The organism is Rubellimicrobium mesophilum DSM 19309 (assembly GCF_000600335.2).
Taxonomy (GTDB): Bacteria; Pseudomonadota; Alphaproteobacteria; order Rhodobacterales; family Rhodobacteraceae; genus Rubellimicrobium; species Rubellimicrobium mesophilum.
Map to the genome: position 1 here is coordinate 22695 of NZ_KK088604.1, position 26960 is coordinate 49654.

General features: G+C 72.4%; 28 protein-coding genes and 1 pseudogene. 11 read left to right on the forward strand and 18 right to left on the reverse strand.

What is annotated here, in order from left to right:
• Positions 1-24: 24 nt before the first annotated feature.
• On the reverse strand, positions 25-564 hold the full coding sequence (locus RUMESO_RS18475; RefSeq protein WP_037282209.1) for a c-type cytochrome: 540 nt from the start codon (positions 562-564) through the stop codon (positions 25-27).
• Between the two features lie 146 nt (positions 565-710).
• On the opposite strand from RUMESO_RS18475, the pseudogene RUMESO_RS18480 reads away from it, so the two are divergent.
• Positions 711-1545, forward strand: a pseudogene (locus tag RUMESO_RS18480) (prephenate dehydratase).
• A 6-nt stretch (positions 1546-1551) separates the two neighbouring features.
• Here RUMESO_RS18480 and RUMESO_RS18485 read toward each other — a convergent pair.
• Both RUMESO_RS18485 and nudC read right to left on the reverse strand, forming a co-directional pair.
• Positions 1552-2691 carry an alpha-hydroxy acid oxidase gene (locus tag RUMESO_RS18485; protein WP_037282461.1) on the reverse strand — a complete coding sequence of 380 codons (1140 nt, stop codon included), beginning with the start codon at positions 2689-2691 and terminating at the stop codon, positions 1552-1554.
• A gap of 171 nt (positions 2692-2862) precedes the next feature.
• Positions 2863-3759: an NAD(+) diphosphatase gene (nudC, locus tag RUMESO_RS18490; protein WP_037282211.1), complete on the reverse strand. Its 897-nt coding sequence runs from the start codon at positions 3757-3759 to the stop codon at positions 2863-2865.
• Positions 3760-3857: 98 nt separating this feature from the next.
• On the opposite strand from nudC, the gene RUMESO_RS18495 reads away from it, so the two are divergent.
• Positions 3858-5744: a 5'-nucleotidase C-terminal domain-containing protein gene (locus RUMESO_RS18495; protein WP_169791202.1), complete on the forward strand. Its 1887-nt coding sequence runs from the start codon at positions 3858-3860 to the stop codon at positions 5742-5744.
• Positions 5745-5804: 60 nt separating this feature from the next.
• On the forward strand, positions 5805-6458 hold the full coding sequence (locus RUMESO_RS18500) for an HAD family hydrolase (RefSeq protein WP_037282214.1): 654 nt from the start codon (positions 5805-5807) through the stop codon (positions 6456-6458).
• Positions 6459-6538: 80 nt separating this feature from the next.
• Here RUMESO_RS18500 and RUMESO_RS18505 read toward each other — a convergent pair whose 3' ends face one another.
• Together RUMESO_RS18505 and rpsU are read right to left on the reverse strand one after the other, a co-directional pair.
• A complete protein-coding gene (locus RUMESO_RS18505; protein ID WP_245639334.1) occupies positions 6539-7144 on the reverse strand; it encodes a histidine phosphatase family protein in 606 nt (201 codons plus the stop codon).
• A 167-nt stretch (positions 7145-7311) separates the two neighbouring features.
• Positions 7312-7518: a 30S ribosomal protein S21 gene (gene rpsU, locus RUMESO_RS18510; RefSeq protein ID WP_037282216.1), complete on the reverse strand. Its 207-nt coding sequence runs from the start codon at positions 7516-7518 to the stop codon at positions 7312-7314.
• Between the two features lie 113 nt (positions 7519-7631).
• Between rpsU and RUMESO_RS18515 the strand changes: the two genes are divergently transcribed.
• The 6 genes from RUMESO_RS18515 (at position 7632) to RUMESO_RS18540 (ending at position 11639) form a co-directional block, all read left to right on the forward strand.
• A complete protein-coding gene (locus RUMESO_RS18515) occupies positions 7632-8351 on the forward strand; it encodes a COQ9 family protein (RefSeq protein ID WP_245639335.1) in 720 nt (239 codons plus the stop codon).
• Entirely contained in the window at positions 8351-9322 is a 972-nt protein-coding gene (locus RUMESO_RS18520) for an NAD(P)H-quinone oxidoreductase (protein WP_037282219.1), read from the forward strand. Before RUMESO_RS18515 ends, RUMESO_RS18520 begins: the two co-directional genes overlap by 1 nt.
• Before the next feature lie 60 nt (positions 9323-9382).
• Complete coding sequence (locus tag RUMESO_RS18525) at positions 9383-9619, forward strand: hypothetical protein (protein WP_037282221.1); 237 nt, start codon at positions 9383-9385, stop codon at positions 9617-9619.
• A gap of 16 nt (positions 9620-9635) precedes the next feature.
• Positions 9636-9833, forward strand: a complete 198-nt coding sequence (locus tag RUMESO_RS18530; protein WP_037282223.1) for a hypothetical protein — start codon at positions 9636-9638, stop codon at positions 9831-9833.
• A gap of 121 nt (positions 9834-9954) precedes the next feature.
• Positions 9955-10713 (forward strand): electron transfer flavoprotein subunit beta/FixA family protein, encoded by a 759-nt coding sequence (locus RUMESO_RS18535; protein ID WP_037282225.1) that lies wholly within the window; start codon positions 9955-9957, stop codon positions 10711-10713.
• Positions 10713-11639: an electron transfer flavoprotein subunit alpha/FixB family protein gene (locus tag RUMESO_RS18540; RefSeq protein ID WP_037282471.1), complete on the forward strand. Its 927-nt coding sequence runs from the start codon at positions 10713-10715 to the stop codon at positions 11637-11639. Before RUMESO_RS18535 ends, RUMESO_RS18540 begins: the two co-directional genes overlap by 1 nt.
• Positions 11640-12005: 366 nt before the next feature.
• Here the strand turns inward: RUMESO_RS18540 and RUMESO_RS18545 are convergent, their stop codons facing one another.
• Positions 12006-12770: a DUF6473 family protein gene (locus RUMESO_RS18545; RefSeq protein ID WP_082484309.1), complete on the reverse strand. Its 765-nt coding sequence runs from the start codon at positions 12768-12770 to the stop codon at positions 12006-12008.
• A 150-nt stretch (positions 12771-12920) separates the two neighbouring features.
• Between RUMESO_RS18545 and RUMESO_RS18550 the strand changes: the two genes are divergently transcribed.
• Entirely contained in the window at positions 12921-13796 is an 876-nt protein-coding gene (locus tag RUMESO_RS18550) for a 3-hydroxybutyryl-CoA dehydrogenase (protein WP_037282226.1), read from the forward strand.
• Here the strand turns inward: RUMESO_RS18550 and RUMESO_RS18555 are convergent.
• The 9 genes from RUMESO_RS18555 to RUMESO_RS18595 all read right to left on the reverse strand — a co-directional run bounded on the left by RUMESO_RS18555 (position 13793) and on the right by RUMESO_RS18595 (position 22277).
• Positions 13793-14707 (reverse strand): DMT family transporter, encoded by a 915-nt coding sequence (locus RUMESO_RS18555; RefSeq protein WP_037282229.1) that lies wholly within the window; start codon positions 14705-14707, stop codon positions 13793-13795. The two genes, RUMESO_RS18550 and RUMESO_RS18555, sit on opposite strands and share 4 nt — an antisense overlap.
• A gap of 74 nt (positions 14708-14781) precedes the next feature.
• Positions 14782-15357: a TetR/AcrR family transcriptional regulator gene (locus RUMESO_RS18560; protein ID WP_037282231.1), complete on the reverse strand. Its 576-nt coding sequence runs from the start codon at positions 15355-15357 to the stop codon at positions 14782-14784.
• Between the two features lie 97 nt (positions 15358-15454).
• Positions 15455-17479, reverse strand: coding sequence for a methyl-accepting chemotaxis protein (locus RUMESO_RS18565; protein WP_051521488.1), 2025 nt, complete (start codon positions 17477-17479; stop codon positions 15455-15457).
• Between the two features lie 105 nt (positions 17480-17584).
• Positions 17585-17854 (reverse strand): HPr family phosphocarrier protein, encoded by a 270-nt coding sequence (locus tag RUMESO_RS18570; RefSeq protein ID WP_037282234.1) that lies wholly within the window; start codon positions 17852-17854, stop codon positions 17585-17587.
• Positions 17854-18270: a PTS sugar transporter subunit IIA gene (locus RUMESO_RS18575; protein WP_037282236.1), complete on the reverse strand. Its 417-nt coding sequence runs from the start codon at positions 18268-18270 to the stop codon at positions 17854-17856. The genes RUMESO_RS18570 and RUMESO_RS18575 overlap by 1 nt, the downstream gene beginning before the upstream one ends.
• Positions 18271-18351: 81 nt before the next feature.
• Complete coding sequence (gene rapZ, locus RUMESO_RS18580; RefSeq protein ID WP_082484294.1) at positions 18352-19335, reverse strand: RNase adapter RapZ; 984 nt, start codon at positions 19333-19335, stop codon at positions 18352-18354.
• A complete protein-coding gene (locus RUMESO_RS18585; protein WP_037282481.1) occupies positions 19332-19772 on the reverse strand; it encodes an HPr kinase/phosphorylase in 441 nt (146 codons plus the stop codon). Before RUMESO_RS18585 ends, rapZ begins: the two co-directional genes overlap by 4 nt.
• Positions 19769-21559: a sensor histidine kinase gene (locus tag RUMESO_RS18590; RefSeq protein ID WP_082484295.1), complete on the reverse strand. Its 1791-nt coding sequence runs from the start codon at positions 21557-21559 to the stop codon at positions 19769-19771. Before RUMESO_RS18590 ends, RUMESO_RS18585 begins: the two co-directional genes overlap by 4 nt.
• Before the next feature lie 16 nt (positions 21560-21575).
• Entirely contained in the window at positions 21576-22277 is a 702-nt protein-coding gene (locus RUMESO_RS18595; protein ID WP_037282239.1) for a response regulator transcription factor, read from the reverse strand.
• A gap of 298 nt (positions 22278-22575) precedes the next feature.
• Between RUMESO_RS18595 and RUMESO_RS18600 the strand changes: the two genes are divergently transcribed.
• Positions 22576-24174 carry a phosphoenolpyruvate carboxykinase gene (locus RUMESO_RS18600; RefSeq protein WP_037282485.1) on the forward strand — a complete coding sequence of 533 codons (1599 nt, stop codon included), beginning with the start codon at positions 22576-22578 and terminating at the stop codon, positions 24172-24174.
• Here the strand turns inward: RUMESO_RS18600 and RUMESO_RS25870 are convergent.
• From RUMESO_RS25870 to RUMESO_RS18615, 3 genes are read right to left on the reverse strand one after another with little or no spacing between them, the layout of a single operon-like run.
• Complete coding sequence (locus tag RUMESO_RS25870) at positions 24171-24746, reverse strand: lipocalin family protein (RefSeq protein ID WP_037282242.1); 576 nt, start codon at positions 24744-24746, stop codon at positions 24171-24173. The two genes, RUMESO_RS18600 and RUMESO_RS25870, sit on opposite strands and share 4 nt — an antisense overlap.
• Entirely contained in the window at positions 24743-25741 is a 999-nt protein-coding gene (locus RUMESO_RS25875) for a hypothetical protein (protein ID WP_037282245.1), read from the reverse strand. Before RUMESO_RS25875 ends, RUMESO_RS25870 begins: the two co-directional genes overlap by 4 nt.
• Entirely contained in the window at positions 25741-26781 is a 1041-nt protein-coding gene (locus tag RUMESO_RS18615) for an aldo/keto reductase (protein ID WP_037282247.1), read from the reverse strand. The genes RUMESO_RS25875 and RUMESO_RS18615 overlap by 1 nt, the downstream gene beginning before the upstream one ends.
• Positions 26782-26960: the final 179 nt, after the last annotated feature.

The window sequence follows — 26960 nt, forward strand, 5'->3', positions numbered from 1 at the left end:
CGATGGCCTCCGGCCGGCGTCGGCTCAGCCGCCCGGGTTGGTGGCGAGGTAGGCGATCAGGTTGGCGCGGTCCTGCACGTCCTTGATGCCGTTGAAGTTCATCTTGGTCCCCGGCGCGGCGGCCTTGGGGTTGAGCAGGTAGTGGCTCAGGTGCTCGGGGTCCCAGACCTCGGCCGCCTGCGTGAGCGCGCCCGAGTAGTCGTAGCCCGGCACCGAGTCCACCGGCCGTCCCACCACGCCGAAGAGCGACGGGCCCGTGCGGTTGTCGCCCTCCGCGAGGCTGTGGCAGGCGGCGCAGGGACGGAACTCGCCCTCGCCCGCAGCGGGGTCGGCGGCGGCGAAGGCCGTCTGGAACTCGGCGGCGGCCTCCTCGGGGGTCTGCTCCGGCGCGGCCGTGCTCTCGGCTCCCTCGACGGGGATGACGTAGGCCTGCACCTCCTCGCCTTCGCCGTGGTGCTCGGGCTCCGTGTAGATGGCCTCGGCCGCGTAGCCGCCCAGGAGGAAGACGAGGAAGGCGCCGCAGAAGCCTCCCACGATCTTGGTAAGGGTCATCGTGTCGAACATGTCGCGTCTTGTCCCAGGAGCCTTTGTCGCGCGCCATGTATCCGCTTCCCGCCGACCTCCGCAAGGTGTAGGCGCCGCACGACCCGGCGAGCGGCGAGCGGCATGGCACCGCCGCCGCGTCCCCGCTGCGAGAAGGAGGCTCCCCCGTGCCGCGCATCACCTTCCAGGGAGAGGTCGGCGCCTATGGCCACCAGGCCTGCCTCGAGGCGCGCCCCGACCACGACCCCCTCCCCTGCCCGACTTTCGAGGACGCCATCGAGGCCGTGCGCGACGGCCGGGCCGAGCTCGGCATGATCGCCATCGAGAACTCGACCTACGGTCGCGTGGCCGACGTCCACCAGCTCCTCCCCGAGAGCGGGCTGCACATCGTCGACGAGCATTTCCTTCGCGTCCACATCGCGGTGCTGGGCGTCCGGGGGCGCGCCTCCCCGACCTGCGCCGGGTGCGCGGCATGTCGATCCTCCTGGGGCAGGCGCGCGGCTTCGTCCGGGCCCACGGCCTCCAGACCCTGGCCTGGTCCGACAACGCCGCCGGCGCCCGCGAGGTCGCGCGGCTGGGCGACCCTGCCGAAGGCTCCCTCGCCCCGAGATCGCCGCCGAGGTCTACGGCCTCGAGGTCCTCGCCCGCCACGTGGAGGACCACGAGGGCAACACCACCCGCTTCCTCGTCATGTCGCGCGAGGCCGACCATTCCCGGCGCGGCGGCAAGGGCATGATGACGAGCTTTGTCTTCCGCGTCCGCAACATCCCCGCCGCGCTCTACAAGGCGCTGGGCGGCTTCGCCACCAACGGCGTCAACATGACCAAGCTGGAGTCGTACATGGTCGGCGGCCGCTTCTCCGCGACCCAGTTCTACGCCGAGGTCGAGGGCCACCCCGAGGACCCGCCCCTCTTCCGCGCGCTGGAGGAGCTCGACTACTTCTCCGACAAGCTGCACCTCATGGGCGTCTTTCCGGCGGCGCGGTTGCGTCACGAGGGCTGAGGGGCCCTACGGCTCGGCCAGCACGGTGCGGTCGATCTCCTCGATGCGGTTGACGCCGCAGAGCGCCATGGTGACGTCGAGCTCGCGGCGGATGATCTCGATGGCGGTGGCCACCCCGGCCTGCCCACCCGCGCCCAGCCCGTAGATATAGGCCCGCCCGATCAGGCAACCCCTGGCCCCCAGCGCCAGCGCCCGCATCACGTCCTGCCCCGATCGGATGCCGCCGTCAAAGAGCACCTCGACGTCGGACCCCACCGCCTCGACGATGCGCGGCAGGGCCGAGATCGAGGAGGGCGCCCCGTCGAGCTGCCGCCCACCATGGTTCGAGACGACGATGGCGTCGGCGCCCGCCTGCGCCGCGAGCCGCGCATCCTCGGTGTCGAGGATTCCCTTGATGATGAGCTTGCCCGGCCAGATGGACCGCAGCCAGTCCACGTCGGCCCAGCTCAGCGTCGGGTCGAACTGATGGGCGATCCACTCCGCCAAGGCCTTCAGCCGCTCCTCGCCCGAGAGGTGCCCGGCGAGGTTGCCGAAGGTCCGACGGCGCCCCTTCAGGATGCCATAGGCCCAGAGAGGCCGCCGCGCCATGTCCACGAGGTTCCCGAGCTTCAGCGAGGGCGGGACGCTGAGCCCGTTCTTGATGTCGAGGTGTCGCTGCCCCGCCACCTGGAGGTCCACCGTCAGCACCAGCGCGCTGCACCGTGCGACAAGGGCGCGCTCCACCAGCGACCGCGCGAAGCCCCGGTCCTTCATGACATAGAGCTGGAACCAGAAGGGCTTCTCCACCGCCGCCGCCACGTCCTCGATCGAGCAGATCGCCAGCGTGCCCAGCGTGTAGGGTACGCCCGCGGCCTGAGCCGCCCGGCAGGCCAGGATCTCGCCGTCGCCGTGCTGCATGCCGCCGATGCCGATGGGCGCGAGCGCAACAGGCAGCGCCACGTGCTCGCCCAGCATCATCGTGGCGGTGTCGCGGCGCGAGACGTCCCGCAGCACCCGCTGGCGGAAGCGGATGCGGCCCATGTCCTCGCGGTTGGCTCGCAGCGTCGAGAGCGAGTAGGACCCCGTGTTGGCGTAGCCGAAGAAGGCGCGCGGCACCCGCCGGCGGGCCAGCTCCCGCAGGTCATCGATGCAGGTCACGCCCTTCAGGAGCGTGGGGGGCGCAACCCCGGCCCGGCCCTCTCCGACGTGCGGCCCGACAGGGATCGCGCCCGTGGCGTCGTGCGACATGGTCCGGCTCCTCCCGCGAGGGCAGCGTGTGCGTCATCCTACACGGAATCGGCCCGTCGACGAAGGGAAACGTGCCGAATCCCGGCTCCCCTAGTCCAGCCGGTCCTCCAGCCACTTCCGCATCAGGAACCCCGCGATGGCCCCCACCCTCGGCGCGCGAATCTGCGCGTCCTGCCCGAGGAAGACGCGCATCAGCCTCTCGCGCGGGACCCACAGCGCCGCCTCCAGCTCGTTCGGGTCCAAGGTGATCCCGCCCGACAGCGCCTCGCCCCGGCAACCCAGCATCAGCGAGGCCGGAAACGGCCAGGGCTGGCTCGCGAGGTAGTCCACGCGGCCCACCCGCACGCCCGCCTCCTCCCAGACCTCGCGGCGCACGGCGGCCTCGACCGTCTCCCCGGGCTCCATGAACCCGGCGAGCAGCGAGTGCATCCCCTCGGGCCAGCCCGGCGAGCGGCCCAGCAGCACGTCGTTCCCCCGCGTGATGAGCATGATGACCACCGGGTCCGTGCGCGGGAAGTGCTGCGACTTGCAGTTCGGGCAGTCCCGCCGCCAACCGGCCATGGCGACGTTGCTCCGGGTGCCGCAGACGGCGCAGAAGCCGTGGCCCAGATGCCAGCCCAGCACCGCCTTGGCCGTGACCGCCAGCTCCGCGTCCCGGGGCGAGAGCCCCGCCATGACGCCGCGCAGCTCGACCCAGCGCCGGCCTCCCGCGGCCATCTCCTCGCCCGGGGCGATGGCGGCCCAGACCCCCTCCCCGTCCTCGCGGCCCAGGAACACGGGCTCCGTCCCCGGCGCCTCGGCGAGCGGCGTGCGGGCCAGGCGCGGCGCCTCCTCCGGCCCCTCGACCAGTGGCTCCCCCCCGCGCAGCCACACGACGCGCGCGCCCGGCCGCGCCGCGAGCCGCCCAAGCGCCACCGCGTCGCCCCGGAGCTCCGCCGCCCGGTCGAGGGCCGAGCCCCCGAAAGTCACCGTTTCCGCAAGTTTCACGAATCCGTCCTACCATTGCCCGGATTCAACTGGCAATCGGGTGGACAAGGCCGGGCGACAACCGGCAGGTGAGCGTGGGGCATCGAGGGGTGACGTTGGTGACGAACGAGGCGGAACCGCCCACAGGCGGCACGACGACGGCCCGGCTCCGCATCCTGGCCACGAGCGACCTCCACAGCCACCTCCTCCCGCACGACTACTATGCCGACCGTCCCCGGCCCGGCATGGGGCTGGCGCAGGCCGCGCGGCTCATCCGCCGGCTGCGGGCCGAATGGCCCGAGGGCGCCTCGCTGCTGCTCGACAACGGCGATTCGCTGACCGGGGGCCTGCTCTCGGACCTCCTGGCCGCCCGGTTCCGCCTCCTGGCGCCGCCCGTGCGGGGCGACAGCCCCCCGCGCCATCCCATGGTGGCGGCCATGAACGTCCTGGGCTACGACGCCGCCACGCTCGGCAACCACGAGTTCGACCACGGCCTCCCCTTCCTGCGCTCGGCCCTCTCCGAGGCGGAGTTCCCGGTCGTCTCGGCCAACATCCTGGGCGGGGACAACGCGCCTCTGGTCCGGACCTCGGTGCTGATCGAGCGCGAGCTCCCGGGGTCGGACGGGTCGCGCCACCGGCTCCGGGTCGGCATCTTCGGCGTCGGCCCCCCGCAGATCGCCGACTGGAACGCCACCGTCCTCGGGCACAGGGTCCGGACGCGCGACATCCTCAAGGCCGCCGGCGAGGAGATCCCCCGCCTGCGGGACGCCGGCGCCGACCTCGTGATCGCGCTCTGCCATTCCGGCATCGGCGCCGAGGATCCCGAGCCCTGGATGGAGAACGCCGCCCTCCCCCTGGCCGCGCTCCCCGGGCTCGACGCCCTGATCGTCGGACACACGCACCGCATCTTCCCGGGCGACGGCTGGCTCCGGACCGCCGCCCTCGACCCGGAGGCCGGAACCCTCCACGGCAAGCCCGCCCTCGAGCCGGGCTTCCATGGCCTCCATGTCGGCGTCCTCGACCTCGACCTGGATCGGACCCCGACCGGCTGGCGCATCGGGGGCCACCTCGCGCGGGTCCTCCCCGTCCCGCCCGACGCCCCGCCCGATGAGGCGGTGGCGGAGGCCGCCGCCCCGGCGCACGCCTTCCTCCAGGCCTTCACCGGCTGGCCGGTGGGCGACACGCGCGTGCCCCTCAACAGCTACTTCGACCTCGTGGCCCCGGGCGCGGCCCTGGACGTGGTGGCCGACGCCAAGCGCCGCGAGGCCCAGCGCCTGCTGCGGGGGCGCCCGGAGGCCGAACTGCCCATCCTCTGCGCCCTCCGATCCTTCAAGACCGGCGGCCGGGGCGGTCCCGGCAACTACGTCGACATCCCTCCCGGCTCCATCGCGCTGCGGCAGGCGGCTGACCTCTACCTCCACCCCAACAGCCTCTGCCTCCTCGAGATCACCGGCCGGGGCCTCCGCGACTGGCTCGAGCGCAGCGCGGCGCTGTTCCGCACCCTGGTCCCGGGCGAAACGGACCAGCCGCTGCTCGACCCGGCCTTCGCCCCCTACAACTTCGACACGATCGACGGCCTGACCTGGGACCTGGACCTCGCCGCCCCGCCCCGCACCGACCCGGAGGGACGCCCCCTCCACCCCGGCGCCACGCGGATCCGCAACCTGCGCCACGCCGGGCGCCCGGTCGGCGAGGAGGACCGCTTCGTGCTCGCCACCAACAGCTTCCGGCTCGGTCGGGGCGGAGGCTTCGAGGCCGCGACCCGTGCGCGCCTCGTCCTCCAGACCCATATCCTGATGCCCGACGTCGTCCTGGCCTACCTGCGCGAGGGTCCGGTCCATCCGGCGCCCCGCCCCCGGTGGAGCTTCGCGCCGCTCCCCGGCACGACCGCCTGGTTCGACAGCGGCCCCGGCGCGCTGGCCCATCTCGGCGAGGTGCGGGGCCGCCGGATCGAGCCGCTGGGCCCCACCCCCGAGGGGTTCGACCGCTTCCGCCTCCACCTCTAGGCCTCGACACCCCCGGGCCTCGCCGCTATCACCCCGCCGTCCCAGCCCGGGGGAGACCCAATGCCCGCCCGCTTCGACGCCGTGGTCTTCGACCTCGACGGCACGCTCATCGACACCGAATCGCTCTGCAACCTCGCGGGCGTCGAGGCCTGCGCCAACCTGGGCTTCCCCCTCACGCTCGCCTTCTTCGAAAGCCTCGCCGGCATCGACGACCGCACCCGCGCCACCATGATCGAGGAGCACGTGGGCCAGCCCGTCGAATACGCGGCCTTCCTCGCCGAATGGGACCGCCTCTGCACCCTTCGCTTCGCGGAAGGCATCCCCGTCAAGGCGGGCGCCGTCGAGCTCCTGGAGGCGCTGGAGGCGGCGGGCGTCCCCGTGGCCCTCGCCACCTCCTCGCGCCGGGGCCCGGCCGAGGAGAAGCTCGCCGCCATCGGGCTCGGGCACCACTTCCGCACGGTCGTCACCTTCGACGACGTGGCCGCCCCCAAGCCCGCGCCCGATCCCTACCTGCTGGCCGCCGAGCGCCTAGGCGTCGCCCCCGCCCGCTGCCTCGCCTTCGAGGACAGCGAGACCGGGGCGCGGGCCGCCCACGCCGCCGGCATGACGGTGGTGCAGGTCCCCGACCTCCACCCCACCAAGGGCGCCCACGCCCACCACGTCGCCGGGACGCTGCTCCTGGGCGCCGCCGCCGCCGGGCTCCTGCCGGCCTGAGGCAGGACATTTCGTAGGGTGCGCTTCAGCGCACCATACTATGACAACAGGTTCCGAGGCGCGGTGCGCTGAAGCGCGCCCTACGGGCTCTCATCCGGCCGGCTCCCGCCCCACGGCCCCTCCTCCATCGGCCGCCAGTCCCAAAGCACCGCGTCGGGCCCCGCCGTGAACCCCAGGTGGTTCCCCCCGCCCGCCGGCTGGTCCTCCCGGCGCGAGATCGCCCGTCCGGCCAGCGCGCATTTCAGCAGCGTCCCCACCGCCCCGTGCCCGACGAAGAGCGTCGGCGTTGTCGGCACCTCGGCCAGCACGCCTCGCACCGCTCCCAGCACGCGCGCCTGCGCCGCCCGCGCCGTCTCCCAGCCCCGCACCGATTCGTCCGACCGGGCGAAGAACGCCTCCGCCACCGCCTCGAATTCCTTGGGCGGCAGGAATCCGGTCGCGCTCCGGTCGTTCTCGTGCAGCCCCGGCCGCACCTCCACCGGCAGGCCCAGCGCCACGCCCAGCACCTCGGCCGCCTCCCGCGCCTTGGCCTCCTCGCTCGCCACGATCCGCCCGAACCGCCGGACCCAGGGCGCCCTTGCGAGACCCTCCACCCGCGCCCGCCCCTCCTGCGAGAGGCTCCAGAGCGGCACCGGCACGGCCGGGTCGATCCGCACCTGCGGATGCGTCAGATAGAGATGAACCACCGCGCCGCCCATCATCGCGGCGCCGAGCCTCCGACCAAGGTCGCCATGACAGCCTCCTTCCCGCAGCCTAGCCTAGGCCGGAGGAGGACAGGGACTCCAGGCAAACGAAAACCCCCGGAGCGCGGAGCTCGCGGGGGCCTGTGTCCCGAATCTCGGGGGCGAGGGGCTTAGAGCAGCCCTTCGCGCTGAAGCTTCTTGCGGGCGAGCTTGCGCTGACGGCGGATCGCCTCGGCCTTCTCGCGCGCCTTCTTCTCGGACGGCTTCTCGAAATGCTGCTTGAGCTTCATTTCACGAAACACGCCCTCGCGCTGCAACTTCTTCTTGAGCGCGCGGAGCGCCTGGTCGACGTTGTTGTCGCGGACGGAAACCTGCATCGGTTGTCACCACCTTTCAGGGTTAGAGTTTCGCATGGCAATGCAGGAGGGCCGCCCTATAGCAAGGGAGAGCCGGCCTGTCCAGACGCGCCGCGCAACGAGGGAGGGGAGACATGACCGACACCGACATGGCCGGCCACGACCACGCGACCGACTTCGGCACCGACCCCACCCGCGCCGCGCTCCTCAAGGCGATGCTGCCCCACGTCCCCGCCGAGGGCTGGTCCGACCGCGCCTTCGAGGCCGCCGCGCGGGAGGCCGAGGTGACCCTCTCCGAGGCCCGCGCCGCCGCGCCGCGCCGGGGCCTGGACCTGGCCGCCGAATGGCATCGCCAGGCCGACCGCGCCCTGGTCCGCCGGCTCCGGGCCGCCGACCTCTCGGGCCTCAGGATGCGCGACCGCATCGCCTTCGCCATCAAGGCCCGCACGGAAGAAACCTCCGAGCGCGAGGTCCTGCGCCGCTCCACCGCCCTCTTCTCCCTGCCGCAGAACGCCTCCCTCGGCGCGCACCTCCTCTGGGAGACGGCCGACCTCATCTGGGATGCGCTGGGCGACACCTCGCGCGACGGCAACTGGTATTCCAAGCGCGCCACGCTCGCCGCCGTGCTCGCCTCGGTCGTCCTCTACCGCCTCGGCGACGAATCCCCCGGCCTCGAACGGACCCGCGCCTTCATCGACCGCCGCATCGACGACGTGATGGCCTTCGAGAAGTGGAAGGCCGGCGCCCGGGACAACCCCGTCCTGCGCCACGTCGCGGGCCCCATCGGCTGGCTCATGGGCCAGATCCATGCGCCCGAGCGCCCGGACCTCCCCGGCGGCTGGAAGGAGAAGTGATGCGCGCCGTCGAGATCGTCCGCCCCGGCGGCCCCGAGGTGCTGACCCCGACGGAACGCCCCCTCCCCGAGCCTGCCCAGGGCGAGGTGCGCCTGAAGCTCGCCTATGCCGGCGTGAACCGACCCGACGCGCTCCAGCGGGCCGGCAGCTACGCCCCGCCCCCCGGCGCCTCCGACCTCCCCGGCCTGGAAGGCGCCGGCATCGTGGACGCGGTCGGCCCCGGCGTCACCGACGTCGCCCCCGGCGACCAGGTCTGCGCCCTCCTCCCCGGCGGCGGCTACGCCGAATACGCGGTGACCCCCGCCGCCCACTGCCTCCCCGTCCCGTCGGGGATGTCCCTCCGCGACGCCGCCGCGCTCCCCGAGACCTTCTTCACCGTGTGGTCCAACGTCTTCCTGCGCGGGGGCCTCCGGGGCGGCGAGCGGTTCCTCGTCCATGGCGGCGCCTCCGGCATCGGCACCACCGCCATCCAGCTCGCCCACGCCTTCGGCGCCCGCGTCTTCGCCACCGCCGGCTCCCCCGACCGCGCGAGGGCCTGCGAACGCTTGGGCGCCGAGCGCGGCATCGACCGCCACAGGGAGGACTTCGTCGCCATCCTGCAGGAGGCGGGCGGCGCCGACGTGATCCTCGACATGGTCGGCGGCCCCTATCTCCCCCGCAACATCCAGGCCCTCGCCGAGGACGGCCGCCTCGTCCAGATCGCCTTCCTCCAGGGCCCCAAGGCCGAGCTCGACCTCAACGCCGTCATGCGCCGACGCCTGACCGTCACCGGCTCCACCCTTCGTCCCCAGTCCGTCGCCGCGAAGGCCCGCATCGCCGAGTCCCTCCGCCGCGAGGTCTGGCCCCTCCTGTCGCAGGGCCGCGTCCGCCCCGTGATGGACCGGGAGTTCCCGCTGGCCGAGGCCGCCCAGGCCCACGCCCGCCTGGAATCCAACGGGGTCGTGGGCAAGATCGTCCTGCGCATCGACTGACCGCTTGGCGCCCCCCGCGCGGGCGCTAGGTCCCGCCTCCCGACCCCCAAGGAGGCGGCGATGACCAAGCAGACGAGCAGCACCCAGACCGGCGGCACCGAGGACACCGACAACCCCGGCGGAATGTTCGCCGACAAGGGCTCCCCCCAGAACGGCCGGAGCCGCGACTGGATCGAAGGTGCGGGCATGGGCGGCACCCCGGCCCAGGAGCAGGCCGACAAGCGCGGCAAGGCGGGCCGAGGCATGGTCGACAAGGACGGCGCCATCGAAGGCAACCCCGGCACCCCGAGCCAGTGAGACAGGAGCAGCAGCGATGACCAGATCCGGCGTGACGCACACCGACACCGCCTCGGGCAAGGGCCACGGCCAACTGACCGAGAACCCCGGCGCCCCCTCGGCCAAGCCCGGCGCCAAGGCCCCAGCCCCCTCCTCGGGCCAGATGCACGCCCAGCAGGACAACCGGGACCACGGCTCGGGCAAGTCGCAGAAGGGCGCGACCCCCCGGGGCTGATGGCGCCACCAGGGAACCAACACGCCGTCCCCGCGACGCAGCGCGTCGGTTTTGCCCTGTCCCTCGCGCGCGACGCGGGCTAAAGCCTGCGGCGAACCATCCTCCGTGAGGGAAAGCGCCGATGAAGGTCCTCGTGCCCGTCAAGCGCGTGATCGACTACAACGTGAAGGTCCGCGTCCGGGCGGACGGCACGGGCGTCGATCTCGCCAACGTCAAGATGTCCATGAACCCCTTCGACGAGATCGCCGTCGAGGAGGCCATCCGCCTCAAGGAGGCCGGCAAGGCGGACGAAGTGATCGCCGTCTCCATCGGCGTTAAGCAGGCCCAGGAGACGCTCCGCACCGCCCTCGCCATGGGCGCCGACCGCGCGATCCTCGTCGTGGCCTCCGAGGACGTCCACCAGGACATCGAGCCCCTCGCCGTGGCCAAGATCCTCGCCGGCGTGGTGAAGGAGGAGGCCCCCGGCCTCGTCCTCTGCGGCAAGCAGGCCATCGACAACGACATGAACGCGACGGGCCAGATGCTCGCGGCGCTCCTCGGCTGGTCCCAGGCCACCTTCGCCTCCGAGCTCTCGGTCGAGGGCGACACCGCCACCGTGACGCGCGAGGTCGACGGCGGCCTGCAGGCAATCAAGGTCAGGATGCCGGCCGTGGTCACCGTGGACCTCCGCATGAACGAGCCGCGTTACGCCTCGCTGCCGAACATCATGAAGGCCAAGAAGAAGCCGCTGGAGGAGAAGGCCCCCGCCGATTACGGCGTGGACGTCACCCCCCGGCTTGCGGTGGTGAAGACCACCGAGCCCGCCGCCCGCAAGGCCGGCGTGATGGCGAAGTCGGTCGAGGAGCTCGTGGACATGCTCAAGGGCGCGGGGGTGGTGTGATGGCAATCCTTCTGATCGCGGAAGTCACCGACGGCCAGCTCGGCCTCGACGCCACCGCCAAGGCGGTCTCGGCGGTCAAGTCCTTGGGCGAGGTCCACGTCCTCTGCGCCGGGGCGCGGGCGCAGGAGGCCGGCCAACAGGCCGCCACCATCCAGGGCGTCGCCAAGGTGCTGGTCGCCGAGGATCCGGCGCTGGGCCACCGCCTCGCCGAGCCCACGGCCGCGCTGATCGTCGGCCTCGCCTCCGGCTACAGCCATGTCGCCGCCCCCGCGACCACGGACGCCAAGAACGTGCTGCCCCGCGTGGCCGCGCTCCTCGACGTCATGGTGATCTCGGACGTGACGGGCGTGATCGACGCCGACACCTTCGAGCGGCCCATCTACGCCGGCAACGCCATCCAGACCGTGAAGTCCTCGGACAAGGTCAAGGTCCTCACCATCCGCACGGCGGGCTTCGACGCCGCCCCGACCGGCGCCTCCGCTTTGGTGGAGGCCGTCTCGGGCGCGCAGGATGCCGGCCTCTCGCAATGGGTCGAGGACAAGGTCGCCAAGTCCGGCCGCCCGGAGCTCACTTCCGCCCCGGTGGTCGTCTCCGGCGGGCGCGGCATCGGCTCGAAGGAGAACTTCGCGGTGGTCGAGGCGCTCGCCGACAAGCTCGGCGCCGCCGTGGGGGCCTCCCGCGCCGCCGTGGACGCGGGCTATGCCCCCAACGACTGGCAGGTGGGCCAGACCGGGAAGGTGGTCGCGCCCAACCTCTACGTGGCGCTCGGCATCTCCGGCGCCATCCAGCACCTCGCGGGGATGAAGGACTCCAAGTTCATCGTCGCCATCAACAAGGACGCCGAGGCGCCGATCTTCCAGGTCGCCGACTTCGGCCTCGTCGCCGACCTCTTCGAGGCGGTGCCGGCGCTGACCGAGAAGCTCTGAGCCTTCCTCGCCCGCCCAGCCCGGGCCATCAGAGCGGCCGCCACCTCCGGTGCGCGGCCGCCTTGCCTTCCGGGCCCCGCCCATCTCCCTCATCCAGGCCGTCCAGACCCGGGCAGGAGCCTCCAACCCCTCCTTGTCCGACAGGTTCGGACCAAATCCGCCGGGGTGACCCCCGCCGACGGATGCTCGGCCGCACCGCGCCCGAGGGGAGGGCTCGCCCCCGTCGCCCAAAGCCGCTCCACGCCCGGCAGGAGCTCCGACCTCCTCCTCGCCCGGATCGGGCTCCCCAAGGTGGCGCCCCCGAGGCCCGGCCGCGTCCACGCCAGGGTCCGGCACCTCGCCCCAGTCACCGAGTCCGCTCCGATCCTAGGCCGAGGCCCTGAGCCCCTCCTCGGCCAGACAGGCCCGGATCGGGTCCGCCAGCGCAGCCGCAACGTCCCGGTGCCCGGCGTCGCTCCCGGGGGCCGGCACCTCGACCACCGCGCCGACCATCGGTCGCAGCGCCTCCACCATCGCCTCCGTCACCAGGACCGGATCGGCCCCGAGCGGCCCCTCCCCCTCGCCCCGGGGCCAAAGCAGCACCACTCGCGGTCCCACGCGCTCCAGCAACGCCCGCATCCGCGCGGCCCAGGCGATCCGCAGCTCCTCCCTCACCACGTCGAACCGCTCCACGTCCGCCTCATGCAGGGCCATCAGCAGGTGCCGCGTAAAGCAGATCTCCGCGAAGTCCACATCCGGGTAGATCGCCCGCAGCGCCCCCGAGGCACGCAGGAAGCGGTCGTTCCGGCGCGGATGCACCGTGTAGAGCCGGTTCGACAGGTTCGCCGCCCCCATGACCTCGACCACCGTGACAAGCGCCTCGCGGCAGGCCCGCGCCACCACCGGGTCGAGCAGGAAGGCCTCGGCCGAGGCGTTGGCGATCCCGAAGTTCACGCAGGCCTCGCCCAGCTCGGCCTCGATCAGCGCCGGAAAGGGCTCCTCCAGCGGCCCGCCATGGGTCGCGCTGCCGCCGAGGAAGACGACGTGCCGCCCGCCCAAGGGCCTCGGCGGCCCGCGAAAGGCGATGCGCGACCCATCATACCGCACCGCGGGCCTATCCGGTCCAGCGCGAACGAATGTATCCTGTTCCATGGCCCCCACCACGAACCTGTCTCATGGTGGGCACCATGCAGCCCCAAGTATTAATATCCCCTTAAAGCTCAAATTGTTTCTGTTTCCTCGGCCTTGCGCCCAGCGGCCCCCTCGCCCATGCTGCAAAGCGGCATGGACGGGGAGGACGCGATGGCGATCGGGACGGTGGGCGTCGTGGGCGCGGGGCAGATGGGCAACGGCATCGCTCATGTGATGGCGCTCGCGGGCTACGAGGTGCTCCTCACCGATTCCAACCCCGAGGCGCTGGCTGCCGCCTCCGGCACCGTCGCCCGGAACCTCGACCGCCAGCTCAGGAAGGGCGCCATTACCGACGAGGCCAAGGCCCAGGCCCTCGCCCGCATCCGCACGACGCCGACCCTCGCCGAGCTCGGGCCCCTGGACATGGTGATCGAGGCCGCGACCGAGCGCGAGGCCGTCAAGGCCGCGATCTTCGAGGCCCTCGTCCCTCACCTCGCGCCCCACACGATCCTGGCGACCAACACCTCCTCGATCTCGATCACCCGCCTCGCCTCGCGCACCGACCGGCCGGAAAAGTTCCTCGGCGTCCACTTCATGAACCCCGTGCCGCTCATGCAGCTCGTGGAGCTCATCCGGGGCATCGCCACCGACGACGAGACCTTCGAGGCCGCCCATGCCGTCGTCGAGCGCCTGGGCAAGACCGCCGCCACGGCGCAGGACTTCCCGGCCTTCATCGTCAACCGCATCCTGATGCCGATGATCAACGAGGCGGTCTACGCGCTCTTCGAGGGGGTGGGCACCGTCGAATCCATCGACGCCTGCATGAGGCTCGGCGCCAATCACCCGATGGGGCCGCTGGAGCTTGCGGATTTCATCGGCCTCGACACCTGCCTCGCCATCATGAACGTGCTCTACGACGGCTTCGCGGACACCAAGTACCGCCCCTGCCCGCTCCTGGCGAAATACGTCGAGGCCGGCTGGCTCGGCCGCAAGACCAGGCGCGGCTTCTACGACTACCGGGGCGAGTCGCCGGTCCCGTCGCGCTAGGCCCCGCGCGACCCCGCGAAGACCACGATCCCGAGAAGCGACACCGCCAGCCCCCCGGCCATGGCCCAGGACAGCGGCTCGCCGAAGGCGACCCAGGCGCAGACCATGGTCACCGGCGGGCTCAGGTAGAGCACCGCCGTCACCCGCGCGGGCGAGGACCGCCGCAGCGCGAGGTAGTAGAGGCTCCAGGACGCGAAGGTCGCCACGAAGACGAGCCACAGGATGCCGCCGATGAAGCCCGCGTCCATCACCGGCGCGACGCCCCCCTCGTGCCACGCCCCCACGGCGAAGAGCGCGGACGCCGTCAGGCACTGGAGGCAGAGGCTCTGGTGGACCGGCAAGGCCCCCGCCGGGCTCCGCTTCTGCAGGAGCGTCGCGAGCGCGAAGGACAGCGTTCCCGCCACCGGCAGCCCATAGGCCCAGAGCGGCACGTCGCCGAAGCTCACCGACCAGCCCGAGGCAAGCAGCACCCCTGCGAGGCCGAGGCCCGTCCCGAGCCACTGCCCCCGGGTCAGCGCCTGCCCCAGCAGCGGCCAGGACAGGAGCGCCACCCCCAGCGGCAGCATGTCCGCGATCAGCGCGACGAGGCCGGTCGGCACCCCCTCCCCGATGGCGAGAGCGAAGCCCGCGAGGTAGACCGCCATCGCGAGCGTCCCGAACAGCATCTGCGGCGGCACGTCCCGCCAGCGCAGCTTCGGCCCGACCGTGAGCGCGAAGGGCAGCAGCAGGAGCCCGGAGACGAGGCTCCGCCATAGCAGGATCAGGAAGATGGGCGCGTGGTCGCTGGCGAAGCGGATGCCGACGAAGCCAGCGCTCCAGGAGATCACCAGGGCCGCCTCCAGCAGGACCGCGACGAGCATCGCCGCGAGGCCGCTTCTTGGTCGGGCGATGGGTGCGGCAAGGTCGGTCATGAGGTCGGGCCTTCGGTCGAAGAGTGCAGGCGCAGGGAGACCATCACCGAACACGGATGGGCAGTCCCGTAGGGTCAGAGCTGGTCGAGGACGGACGCGGCGATCCTCCGCGCGGCCTTCAGCCGTGCGTCGTGCCCCTCGAGCCCCGCCCGGGTCATCGCGCCCTCCAGCAGGAAGGACAGATGCTCGGCCGTCTCCCCGGCCCGGGCCTCGTCATCTGGCAGCATCTCCCGCAGGGCCTCCCGGATGAGCCGCTCCGCCTCCTCCTTCTGCGCGGCGACGGCGGCGCGGCCCGGGTCGCCCGCCGGCAGCTCGGCGGCGGCGTTGTAGAGCCCGCAGCCCCGGAACCCCCGCTGATACTCGAAGGCGGCATGGTCGAGGTACGAATCGAAGACCGCAAGGACGCGCTCCCGGGGGGAGGCCGCGCCCTCCATCCGCTCCCGGCAGAGCCCCTGCCACTCCTCGTGACGCGACTGGATGTAGGCCTGCACGAGGTCCGCCTTGGAGGCGAAGTTGTTGTAGAGGCTCATCTTGGCCACGCCGGCCCGCGCGGTGATGGCGTCGATGCCGGTCGCCACCACGCCGTCGTTGTAGAACAGCTCGGACGCGGCCCTCAGCAGGCGCTCGCGCGCGGGGGTCCTGTCGGTCATGGCGGCCTCCAAAAGGTAGACAGATCGGTCTACCTAATGGCGCGCCACGTCAAGCCCCTATCGCCCGGCCCGCGCGCCGCGCGATCTCCGGCCTCGCTCAGGCTGCGCGGCCGATGCGGGTGAGCGGGACAACCGGTCCGCCCTCGCCGGCGCTCATGCCGAGGTCGAGGCCGTTCCCGGCCTCGCGGACCCGGGGCGCCGGGGCGGGCGGGGCCGCGGGATCGGTCCGGTCCACCTGGAAGAACGCCACCGCGGCGCGCAGCGCCTCGGCCTGTCCCGACAGGGTCGCCGCCGTCGCGGACACCTGCCCGGAGGCGGCCGTGTTCTCCTGGGTTGCCGCGTTGAGTTGCTGGATGGCCTGGTTCACCTGCGCGGCGCCGGTCGCGAGCTCCCGGTTGGCGCTCGCGATCTGCGCCATGAGGCTGGCGGTGCGCTCGACCTCGGGGATGAGGGCGCCGAGGCGCTGGCCCGCCTGGTCGGCCGCCGCGAGCGTCTGGCCCGAGAGCGCGCTGATCTGGCCGGCCGCCGTCTGGCTGCGCTCGGCGAGCTTGCGCACCTCCGAGGCGACCACGGCGAAGCCCCGCCCGTGCTCGCCGGCCCGCGCCGCCTCCACGGCGGCGTTGAGCGCGAGGAGGTCGGTCTGCCGGGCGATCTCCTGGATGACGAGGATCTGCTCGGCGACGGTGCGCATGGCGCGCATGGCGCCGGCGGTGGTCTCCTCCACCTCGCGCGCGTTCCGCGCCGATCGGGCGGCCATGGCCCCGGCCTCGGCGGCGCCGTGGGCCGCCTGCGCGATGGTGGCGGTCATCTCCTCGACCGAGGCCGAGGCCTCCTCGGTCGCGGCGGCCTGCTCGGTGGCGCCCCGGTTCAGTTGACCGGCCGTCGCGGCCATCTCGGCCGAGCCCTCCGCCAGCCGTCCGGTCGAGCCCAGCACGCTCCCCACGACGTCCGAGAGCTTCACGCCCATCGCGTTCATCGCGCGCAGCAGGTCGCCGACCTCGTCGTGGCTCCGGACCTCCAGGCGCCGGGTCATGTCGCCTGCGCCGATGGCCTGGGCCAGGGTCACGGCCCGCGACAGCGGGCGCGCGATCATCCAGCGCGCGGTGGCCGCGACGAGGCCCAGGGCCACCACCAGGATGCCGAGCCCGGCCAGGGCCACCCGCAGGCCCTTCGCGTTCACCGGGCCGGTGATGGAGGCCTCGGGGACATCGACCACCATGACCCAGGTGACGCCGAGCTCGGGAACGGCGAAGGGCTCGAACATGCGCAGGTGCGGCTCGCCGGACGGGCCGGACAGATGCGCCACCTGCGTCTCGCCGCTCCCGATGGCCTTCGCCAGCTCGGCGGCGCCTTCGCCTTCGCCGTAGGGCTGCGTCCTCATCGCGGCGTCGGGATGGGCGAGCCAGTTGCCCTTGCCGGACAGGAGCATGGTGGTCCCGGTGCCGAAGGGCGTCACCGCGGCCAGATCGTCCGACAGGGCGCCCAGGTTCAGGTCCATGCCCACCAGCCCCATGAGCTTGCCGCCCGAGCGGACCGGATAGGCGATGCTCGAGATCAGCAGGCCGGCCCCGGTCGTCTGCTTGACGTAGGGGTCCGTGATGGCGCCGGCGCCCCGGTCGGCCGCCAGGCGATACCATTCCGCCTCGTAGTTCTCCTTGAAGGTCGCGAAGTCCAGCGTCCCGGCGCGTCCCCGCGTCCAGTAGGGGGCGAAGATGCCGTTCTCGTTGGCGCCGAGGCTCTCGTTGCCCCGGACCTCCTCCTGCCGGCCGTCGAAGGCCCCCGGCTCCTCGATGAACCAGGTCCCTGTCAGCTCGGGGTAGCCCTCCAGCTCCGCCCGGAGGCCGTCGAGGACGTCCTCGCGCGACAGGGAGCCACGCTCATGCTCCCGGCCCAGCAGGACGGCGGCGCCCTGCGTGGCGCCGGCGATCTCCAGGAGCCCCAGGCTGATGATCCGGGACGCGCGCCCGGCCTCCGCCCTCATGACCTGGTCCGCGCCCTCGAAGGCCTCCCACCGGGCTTGGACGACCAGGAACGCGATGCAGGGCACGAGCATCAGCGCCAGGCCGCCCCCGATGCAGAGCATGATCTTGGTCTTGAGGCTTCGAGGGCGAATCAGCGACATGGGCGGACCTGGCTTGAGAGGGGCCGCGGAAGGCGGCATCGCCACAGGTCTAGCCCGAAACCGTAAAGAACGGCTTGACGCGTCCCGGATCTCGGGGCCGCGCGCCTAGTCCCCCTCGCCGAACTTGTCCGCGACCAGCGCCTCGATGGCCTGGGCGAGCTTGTCGGCCTCCGGCCCCTCGGTCTCGACCTCGATCTCGCTGCCGATCCCAGCGGCGAGCATGAGGAGCCCCATGATGCTGTCGCCCGAGGTGGACATCCCGTCCCGGCTCACGGTGGCCTGCGCGTCATGCGCCTCCACCACCTCCACGAGGCGCGCCGAGGCGCGCGCGTGCAGGCCCTTCATGTTCTGGATGCGCAGGCGGCGATGCGCCATCAGGTGCCCACGGCGCGGCCCACCAGGTCCTCGCCCACCACCTGGCTGTCGATGTACTTGCGCCCCGCGTCCATCGCCGCCGACACCGCGTCGGGCACCGACTTGCGCCGCGACTTGGCGAGCTTGATGAGCATGGGGAGGTTCGCGCCATAGAGGATGCGCCGGTTCGTCGGCCCGCAGGCCCGGAGCGACAGGTTCGAGGGCGAGCCCCCGAACATGTCCGTCACCACCACCACGCCGTCCCCCTCGTCCACCGCGTCGGCGGCGTCGCAGATCTCGCGCTGCTTCAGGGCGCGGTCGTCCTCGGGCGCGATGGTGATGGCCCGCACGCCGGGCTGGACGCCCACCACGTGCTCCACGGCGGCGAGGTATTCCTTCGCCAGGCCCCCATGCGCCACGATCACGATGCCGATCATGCGCGACAGCCCCCAGGGGTCGCGGTGCCGATGACGATCATGCCGGTTGTCCCTTGCGGACCACGATCACGATAGACCACGTCATTTTCCCCAGGCCGCCGGAGCGGCCTCGGCCCGTCCTTCCAGTTCCCGGTGCCGTTTAGACACCCGCCACCCCTCCTCCGCAAGGGCCTGAGCCAGTCTTTCCCCAACCATCACGGAACGATGTTGGCCCCCGGTGCAACCCAGACCAATGGCGAGGTGGGCCTTTCCCTCCTCGCGATAGGCCGGCAGCAGCATCGTCACGAGGTCCAGGAGTTTCGAGAAGAACGCAGCGTAACGGGGATCGGCCTCCACGTAGGCGGCGACCTCCGGGTCCCGTCCGTCGCGCGGCCGCAACGCCTCGTCCCAGTGCGGATTCCGCAGGAACCGGCAATCCAGCACGAGGTCGAGCCCCGGCGGCAGCCCCCGCTTGTAGGAAAAGCTCTCGACCGAGACCGACAGCGGCCGTCCGCCCGGCGGCGCGAACCAGCGCTCCACGGCGGCGCGCAGCTCGTGGGGGGACAGCCGGCTCGTGTCGATCACGATGTCCGCCCGCGCCCGGATCGGCGCCAGGAGGCCCCGCTCGATCTCGATCCCGGTGGCGGGCGCGCCGTCGGGCGACAGCGGATGCGGCCGCCGCGTCTCCGAGAAGCGCCGGATCAGCACCGCGTCGTCGCAGTCGAGGAACAGGATCTCGGCCGGCTCCCCGAACATCTGGGCGATCCGGTCGGGGGTCCGCGCCAGCGCCTGCGCCCGGAAGTCGCGGTTCCTCACGTCGAGCCCCAGCGCCAGCGACCGCTCCAGCGGCGGCCCCTTGGCGAGGCGCGGCAGGAACGACAGCGGGAGGTTGTCGATCACCTCGTAGCCCAGGTCCTCCAGCGCCCGGATCGCGGTGGACCGCCCTGCGCCCGACGGCCCGGTCACGAGCACGATCCGGTGGCTCCCTTCCGGGGAGGCCCGGTGGCTCCCCTCGGAGGGGACGCGGGGGCTGCCGTCCCCATGGGCGGGGCGGGGCGGAGGGGGAGGCGCAAGGGGGCGCGTCATGGATGCCTCGGGGAGACCGGAACGCTCCGGCCTGCTTTCAGATATTGAAGAATGGCGGCGGCAAAACGACCGTTCAAGGGCTTGTGAAGGCAGGGGAGCGAAACTCCCAGCAGCACCGCCTCCCGCCAGGGCGGCAACCGCTCCGCCTCGGCCTCCCCCAGGTCCACCACCAGCGCCAGGGCGGCGCACTCCACCGCCTCCGCGCGCAGGATTCCCACCCCCCGCGCTTCGATCAGCCCCCGGATCGCCGCCGGGCAGCGCGCCACCACGCGCGCCCCCTCGCGCACGAGCTCCGTCCGGTCGTCCGCCACGAGGTCCAGCCCCAGCGCCATCAGCTCCAGCCCCAGCGCCGACTTCCCCGTCCCGGAGGCGCCGCGGATCAGCACCCCCCACCCCTCCCGGGCGACCGTCGTGGCGTGGACGACGAGCGGCGTCAGACCGGCAGGCCCACGACGAAGCGGGCGCCCAGCGGCTCCGAGGTCGGGTCCGCCTCGGTCGGGCGGATGTTCTCGGCCCAGACCACGCCGCCATGCGCCTCCACGATCTGCTTGGAGATGGCGAGCCCCAGCCCCGAGTTGTTCCCGAACTGCCCCTCGGGGCGCTCCGAGTAGAAGCGCTGGAAGATCTTGGTCAGCGCGTCCTCCGGGATGCCCGGCCCGGTGTCCTCCACGACCACCAGCACCCGGTTGTCGCGCCGCCGAGCCCAGAGCCGGATTGCGTCCCCCTCCTCGCAGAACGAGATGGCGTTGGAGATCAGGTTCACGAAGACCTGCGCGAGCCGTCCCTCGAGGCCGCTCACGACGATGGGCTGCCCCGGCAGGTCGGTGATGAAGTCGATCCCCTTGGCGCGCGCCTCCTCGCCCAGGAACTCCTCGAGGCCGCCCAGCATCCTGAGGAGGTCGAAGGACTTCTCCTCCTCCTTCACCAGCTCGCTGTCGAGCCGCGACGCGTTGGAGATGTCGCTGACCAGCCGATCGAGCCGCCGCACGTCGTGCTCGATGATGTCGAGCAGCTTCTGCCGCTGGTCGTCGCGCTTTGCGAAGGGAAAGCTCCCCACGGCCGACCGCAGCGAGGCGAGCGGGTTCTTGATCTCGTGCGCCACGTCGGCCGCGAACTGCTCGTTGGCCTCGATCCGCTCGTAGAGCGCGGCGACCATCCCCCGCAGCGCCGCCGAGAGGCGCCCGATCTCGTCGGGGCGGGCGCTCAGGTCCGGGATGCGGACGCGGCTCGGGCTCATGTTGCGGGCGTTGGGGTCGCGCCCGGATTCGGCGGCGGCGGCGAGGTCCGAGAGCGGGTTGGCGATGGTCGAGGCCAGCACCAGGCTCAGGCCCACCGAGACCAGCACCGCCACGATGAACATCCGCAGGACCTGCTCGCGCTCGCTGCGGACCAGGGCGTCGATCTCGCCGGTGGCGCTGCGGACGGCGACCACGCCGAAGGTCCGGCCGCCCTGCTGCACCGGCGCGGCCACGGTGAAGATCGACCGCCCCTCCGGGTCCGTCTCGCTGTTGAGCACCGCCCGCCCGTCCAGCGCCCCCGCCACGAGCTCGCGCGGGATGGCGAGCCCCGGCGCGGCGGCCTCGGGCGGCTCGTCCGACGTGACCAGCCCCGCGAGCGCGTCCCAGGCCGAGTCGAGCAGGTCGCCCAGGGGCGAGGACCCGACGCCCTCGGCCGCGCCCGGCGCGTCCCCGTCGTCGCGGCTCTGGGCCACCGCCACGAGCCGGCCCTTGGCGTCGAAGAGGAAGGCCTCGCCGCCGTCGCGCAGCTCCAGCTCGGCGAAGGTCGCGGCGGGCCCGGCGCCCAGCCCCTCGCTCAGGTCCACGGCGATGCCCGCGGGCAGCCGCGCCTCGACCACCCGGGCCATGAGGTCGGCCTCGTTGGCCAGGGAGCGGGCGCGCTGCAGCGCCAGGGAATCGCGCGAGGGCGTGAGCCACAGCATCCCCATCACCAGCAGGATCAGGGCGATGAGGTTGAAGGTGACGATCTTGCGCGCCAGGGGAGAGCGCTGCAGCGTCACGAGGCCCAGGAGGCGCGTCCGCGCCCGCCGCCCGCCGGCCCGGCCCGGCGGGGCGACCCAGTCATCCCCCAGGATGACCTCGCCGGCGCGACCGCCCGTTCCCTCGCCCCCCAGGGCGCGAAGGCCTTGAGCGCCCGCCTCACCGAGTTGAGATCGCGGACGTCGATCTTCGAGGTCAGCCCCTCGGGCGCCGAGGTCATGTCTCATGCCCCGCGTTCGCGGCTCATTCCTCGTTGTAGCGGTAGCCGATGCCATAGAGCGTCTCGATGGCCGAGAAGTCGTCGTCCGCCATCCGCATCTTCTTGCGCAGGCGCTTGATGTGGCTGTCGATGGTGCGGTCGTCCACGTAGACCTGGTCGTCGTAGGCCACGTCCATGAGCTGGTCGCGCGACTTCACGAAGCCCGGCCGCTGCGCGAGCGCCTGCAGCAGCAGGAACTCGGTGACGGTGAGCGACACGTCCTTGCCCTTCCACTTCACCGCGTGACGCAGCGGGTCCATGGTCAGGTTGCCGCGCACCAGGGTGCGGGTCTCGACCTCGGGCTCGGTGGTCTCGACGGCCCGCGCCTCCTGCCGGCGCAGCAGCGCGCGGATGCGCTCCACCAGCAGGCGCTGGGAGAAGGGCTTCTTGACGTAGTCGTCCGCGCCCATCCGCAGGCCCAGGACCTCGTCGATCTCGTCGTCCTTGGAGGTCAGGAAGATCACCGGGATCGAGGACTTCTGCCGCAGCCGCTGCAGCAGGTCCATGCCGTCCATGCGCGGCATCTTGATGTCGAGCACCGCGAGCTCCGGCATCCGGCGGCTGAAGGCCTCGAGCGCGGATTGTCCGTCGTTGTAGGTCTCGACCTCGAAGCCCTCGGCCTCGAGGGTCATGGACACGGACGTGAGGATGTTCCGGTCGTCGTCCACCAGCGCGATCTTCGACATTCGCTCGCCCCCTCGGCTGCACCTTGTCGGCCGTCTAGGCCATATTTTGCCGAAGCCTTCGTCAGTTTCCTCACGCGAATCAAGCGGCCCGGCGAAGCTGTGTGATTCGCGTCACAAATTTGCACAGGCATAGGTTGTTTCCAATGTGGCACCAATGAGGCGCGATCCCGGCCATCCTCGGGCGCCCCTGATTGCGCTAACATGACAAGCGCTTGCGCTAACAGGCTTTTTCCCTCGGAGGGCCTGCTATGTGCGTGCTACGCTGCCCTCGCGGCAGCTTTATCCACAGGAGCACATGATGGATCACGGACGCGTCAACCCCGACCAGCCTCTCGCGGCGCAAGGCTTCTCGGGGCTCGCGGGCGTGTATTACAATCTGCTCGAGCCCGACCTGATGCAGGCCGCCCTCCAGTCCGGCGAGGGGCATCTGGGCCGTGGCGGCACCCTCCTCGTGGAAACGGGCAAGTTCACCGGGCGCTCCCCCAAGGACAAGCACGTCGTCCGCCGCCCCGCGACGGAAGGCGACGTCTGGTGGGACGCCAACGCGTCCATGGCTCCCGACGCCTTCGACCGCCTCCGGGCCGACATGCTGGCCCACGCGGCCGGCCGGTCGCTCCACGTCCAGGACCTCTGGGGCGGCGCCGACCCCGCCCTCCGCATCAACGTCCGCGCGGTGACGGAACGCGCCTGGCACGCCCTGTTCCTGCGCCACCTCCTCCGCCGCCCCCCGCGCGAGGCGCTGGACTCGTTCGCCCCCGACTGGACCATCCTGAACCTGCCCTCCTTCCAGGCCGACCCCGCCCGCCACGGTTGCCGCACCTCGACGGTGATCGCCCTCGACTGGGAGACGCGCTGGGTCCTGATCGGCGGCACCGACTATGCGGGCGAGAACAAGAAGGCCGTGTTCACCATCCTGAACTGGCTCCTGCCCGACGAGGGCGTCCTGCCGATGCACTGCTCCGCGAACCACGCCCCCGGCGACTTGGACGACTCGGCGGTGTTCTTCGGTCTCTCGGGCACCGGCAAGACCACGCTCTCCTCCGACCCGTCCCGCGTCCTTCTGGGCGACGACGAGCACGGCTGGTCCGACCGGGGCCTCTTCAACTTCGAGGGCGGCTGCTACGCCAAGACCCTGAACCTCTGCCCCGAGGCGGAACCGGCGATCCACGCCACCACCCGGATGTTCGGCACCGTCATCGAGAACATGGGCTGGCACCCGGAGACGCGCGATCTCGACTTCGCCGACGACTCGCGCACGGCCAACACCCGCTGCGCCTACCCGCTCGACGCCATCCCGAACGCCTCGGCGACCGGCCTCTCCGGTCACCCGCGCCACGTCGTGATGCTCACCTGCGACGCCTTCGGCGTGCTGCCCCCCATCGCCCGGCTCACCCCCGACCAGGCGATGTACCACTTCCTCTCCGGCTTCACCGCCAAGGTCGCCGGGACCGAGCGCGGCGTCACCGAGCCCGAGCCCACCTTCTCCCCCTGCTTCGGCGCCCCCTTCCTGCCGCGCCGCCCGGAGGTCTACGGGAAGCTCCTCTCCGAGAAGATCGCCCGCCACGGCGCCGACTGCTGGCTGGTGAACACCGGCTGGACCGGCGGCGCCTACGGGACCGGCAGGCGGATGCCCATCCAGGCCACCCGCGCCCTCCTCAACGGGGCTCTCAACGGCAGCTTGGCCACCGCGAGGTTCCGCCGCGACCCCTTCTTCGGCTTCGAGGTCCCCGTCGCCGTCCCCGGCGTGGACCCGCAGCTCCTCGATCCCCGCGCGACCTGGGCCGACCCCGCCGCCTACGACGCGCAGGCCAGGAAGCTCGTCGCCATGTTCGCCAAGAACTTCGAGCGCTTCGAGGACGTGGCCGACGAGGAGGTCCGCGCGGCGGCGCTGGGCTAGAGGATCGGCACGGGCGGCGCCTCCGGCGTGACGGAGAGCCGCCCCACGTCGTAGCCGTTGAAGTCCAGCACCTCGCGCGCCGCCGCCATTCGGTCGGGGGACCCTCGCCCCGGCCGGTCCATCACCCAGCCGAAGCTCCCGTCCGGCGTCCCCACCACCGCCGTGCGGAAGTCGTCGTCCACCCAGAGCACCACGAGCTTCGGCGTCGCCGTCCCAAACACAACCGAGGCGGCCGGCTGCGGCCCCGGCACCTCGTAGCGCCCCGCCCGCACCAGCGTCACCGGCACCCGCAGCCAGCCCCCCGCCCGGTCCGCGAGCACCCACTGCCCCGTCCCCGACGCGTCCAGCGCCACCTGCACCCGGTCGCCCACGTCGGCCCCGCGCACCGGCCCCTGCCCGAAGGCCGCCGAGACCACCCAGTCCCCGTTCAGGTCCGTGGGTTCCCCTCGCGTGGTCGAGCCGATGGGCACCGTCCGGTCGCGGAACGACACCGCCTCGCCGGGCGGCGCCTCCGCCGCCTGCCGCCCGCAGGCCGAGAGCACCAGCAGCGCGACCAGCACAAGCCTCTTCATCCGATCCCTCTCCGATCCGCCCAGCGGTCCAGCGCCGCCGCCCACAGGGTCACGCCCAGCATCAGCCCGAGCGCCACCGCCGCAATGGCCCATCCGCCCCGCACCGGGAACCCCCAGAGATACCGCACCCCGAAGATCGCGAGGTTCGACGCCACCAGCGACGCCAGCACGTGCCGCCCCGCCGCCAGCGTGAGCCCCGGACGCGGCACCCAGGGCGCCACCCGCTCCGCCACCCAGACATAGGCCACCAGCCCCAGCCCCGACCCCACCACCCAGAGCACGCTTGGCGGGAACCGCTCCGGCCACCGCCCATGGTGCTGCCAGACCCAGAGCCCGAAGGCCCCCGTCAGCGCCGCCCCCACGGCAAGGTCCCCGCCCCCGACCCGCCGCCCGCCCGCGCCATGATGCACGCCCACGAGGAACCACGGCAGGTAGGCCAGCAGCGGAAAGTTCGGATATTCCTCGTGCCCGATCACGCCGCCGACCAGCGGCCAGAGCCGATGCGTCGTCACCATGGTCGAGGCCAGCCCGAGGACGCTCGCCGCGACCAGCCATCTCGGATGCGTCCCCAGGGCCAGCAGCAGCGGCCGCGCCACCGCGATCGCCAGGTACAGCACCAGGAACGACGTCAGGAACTCGCTCCACCCGTAGAGCACCCGCGTCGTCAGCACGTTCTCCACCAGCCCCCGCGTCAGCGGCTCCCGCTCCACCAGCAGCAGATACCCGAACGACGACGCCCAGACCGCGAGCAGCAGCTTCACCACCGGCGTCGCCCGCTCCCCCAGCCCTCGCCTCCGCCGCCCCGACAGCCCCACCCCGATCCCGAAGGCGAGCAGGAAGCCCGAGAAGGTCACGAGGTTCACGAACTCCGACCAGCGCCACGCCGCCTCGGGCGGCGCCTCCGCGACGAGCTGGATCACGTGCGCCGAGATCATCCCCGCGACCAGCGCCGTCTTGAGCAGGTCGAGCGCCGCCGACCGTCCTCCGCCCGCCATCAGAAGGGCAGCGGATGCGCGCGGTTCACCTCGTCGATCCGCTTCGCGAGGTCCGGCGGCACGGTCGCCTCCAGCCCCTCCAGGATGCGCGAAAGCTGCGCCGCCGTGGTCGCCCCGAAGATCGGGACCGACGCGAAGGGCCGCGTCCGGTGCCAGGCCAGCGCCATGTGCACCGGGTCCATCCGCGCCTCCCGCGCGACCTCGTGGTAGGCCGCCACCGCCTCGACCGCCCGGGGCGCGAGCCGCCCATGGATGCCCGGCACGATCGACGCCCGCGACCCCGCCGGCACCGTCCCCAGCGCGTATTTCCCCGTCAGCACCCCCGAGGCGAGCGGCGAATAGGCCAGCAGCGTCATCCCCTCCATCGCCGCCACCTCCGCCAGGTCGGTGTCGAAGAGCCGGCAGAGCAGCGAATACTCGTTCTGCACCGTCGCCATGCGCGGCCCGTTCCCCGCCGCCGCCCGGTCGAGCCACCGCGCCGTCCCCCAGGCCGTCTCGTTCGACAGCCCCGCCGCGCGGACCTTTCCTTCCGCGACCAGCTCCGCCATCTGCCCCAGCACGTCGTCCATGAGAGCCAGCGCCGCCCGGGGGTCCTGCCCGGAGGGGTCGAACTCCCAGTTGCGCCGCCAGGCGTAATGCGCCCGCTCGGGCCAGTGGAGCTGATAGAGGTCGATCACGTCGGTCTTCAGCCGCCGCAGCGACCGCTCGCAGGCGGCCTTGACCGTCCCGCCCCGATAGCTCCGCTCCCCCAGGAACGGGTTGTCCGGCCCGCCGACCTTGGTCGCCAGCACCACGCGGTTCCTCCCCCTGCGCGAGGCGAACCAGCTCCCCAGGATCGTCTCCGACAGCCCGATGGTCTCGCGCGCCGAGGGCGTCGTCGGATAGGTCTCCGCGCAGTCCCAGAGCGTGACGCCCGCCTCCAGCGCCATGTCCATCTGCCGGTGCGCCTCGGCCTCCGGGGTCTGGCTCCCGAAGGTCATGGTCCCCAGCGCCATGTCCGGCACCCGGATCCCCGACCGCCCCAGCTCCACCTGCCGCATCGCCCGTTCCCCTCGCTGCCCGGCGCGGAGCCTAGCGTCCGGCGCAGGGCAGGCAAGCACCCGCGACCCGGGCCGTCAGGACCCCGGCCCCAAGGCGCGCCGGATGGCGACCCGGACCGGAGAGGCCGGATCGGGCTCGCCCCGGGGCAGGATGGGCGGCTGCGCCATGAAGCGGGGCC